Annotated in this window: 2 protein-coding genes; both read left to right on the forward strand. The window is 69.2% G+C overall.

The features are described from left to right. Positions 1-302, forward strand: a 302-nt coding sequence (locus ACKVMH_RS13410) for a hypothetical protein (RefSeq protein WP_412700653.1), incomplete at its 5' end; no start/stop codon positions are given. 56 nt (positions 303-358) lie between these two features. Further along, positions 359-1668, forward strand: a 1310-nt coding sequence (locus ACKVMH_RS13415) for a UvrD-helicase domain-containing protein (protein ID WP_412700654.1), incomplete at its 3' end; no start/stop codon positions are given.

Consider the following 1668-nt stretch of genomic DNA (forward strand, 5'->3'; position numbering starts at 1 on the left):
ACCGCCGCGGCGCCGAGCGCCTGCACCGCGTGCTGCGGGAACAGCGCGGCCGCTCCCGTGCCCGCGACCCCCGGGACGTCGACGGCCGCTACCAGCGGCAGGCATTGCATGACCAGAAGCTGCGCCTGGACAACGTGGCGATGCTGCTGGAAGGCCTGGTCCACCTGGATGCGGCGGAAACGGCGGGCATCAGTGCACGGATCGACCGGCTGGAGGCCGACCTCTATCGCCTGATGCACCAGACCCGACCGGCGCGGCTGCTCGCCGCCGACGGGGATGAACGGGAGCGGGTGCTGTCCTGATCCCTTGCCAGGTCGCGTGGCGCAGGCCTTGCGACGCGCGCCGGTAGAATGCGCGGATGGATGTTTCCCACCTGCTCGACGCGCTGAACCCGGCGCAGCGCGAGGCCGTTTCCGCGCCTCCAGGCCACTACCTGGTGCTCGCCGGCGCCGGCTCCGGCAAGACCCGGGTGCTGACCCATCGGATCGCCTGGCTGCACGAAGTGTTCGGGGTGCCGACCCACGGCATCCTCGCGGTCACCTTCACCAACAAGGCCGCGGCCGAGATGCGCCAGCGTGTCGACGCCCAGCTCGGCGGCGGTACCCGCGGCATGTGGATCGGCACCTTCCACGGACTGGCCCACCGGCTGCTGCGGCTGCACTGGCAGGAGGCCAGGCTGCCGGAAGGCTTCCAGGTGCTCGACTCGGACGACCAGCTGCGGTTGGTCAAGCGCGTCGTGCAGGCACTGGAACTGGACGACAGCCGTTTCCCGCCACGCCAGATCGCGTGGTGGATCAATGCGCAGAAGGACGAGGGCCGTCGGCCGGAGCACCTGCAGCCCGATGCGAACGACCAGTGGGCCGATGTCATGCGCCGCTGCTACGTCGCCTACCAGGAGCGTTGCGACCGCGCCGGCCTGGTCGACTTTGCCGAGCTGTTGCTGCGCGCGCACGAGTTGCTGCGTGACAACCCGGCGCTGCTGGCGCATTACCGGCATCGGTTCGGAGAGATCCTGGTCGACGAGTTCCAGGACACCAACGCGATCCAGTACGGGTTCGTGCGCCTGCTCGCGGGTGACAACGGCAAGGTGTTCGTGGTTGGCGACGACGACCAGTCGATCTACGGCTGGCGCGGGGCCAAGGTCGAGAACGTGCAGCGCTTCCTGAAGGATTTTCCGGGGGCGCAAACGATCAAGCTCGAGCAGAACTACCGCTCCAGCGCCAACATCCTCGATGCCGCCAACGCGGTCATCGCGCACAACCCCGAGCGCCTGGGCAAGAAGCTGTGGACCGACAGCGGCAGCGGGGAGCCGGTCGACCTGTACGCGGCCTACAACGAGATCGACGAGGCGCGCTTCGTGGTCGAGCGCCTGCGCCAGTGGGTCCGCGACGGCGGCAGCCACGGCGAGGTCGCGATCCTCTATCGCAGCAATGCCCAATCGCGTGCGTTCGAAGAGGCATTGCTCTCCGAACAGGTGCCCTATCGCGTCTACGGCGGCCAGCGCTTCTTCGAGCGCGCCGAGATCAAGGACACTCTGGCCTACCTGCGGCTGGTCGCCAACCGCGCCGACGATGCCGCGTTCGAGCGCGCGGTCAACACGCCGACGCGCGGCATCGGCGAACGCACGCTGGACGAGGTGCGTCGTCGCGCCCGCGCGGACGGCGCGCC

The organism is Lysobacter zhanggongensis, from assembly GCF_046638635.1.
Classification (GTDB): Bacteria; Pseudomonadota; Gammaproteobacteria; order Xanthomonadales; family Xanthomonadaceae; genus Novilysobacter; species Novilysobacter luteus.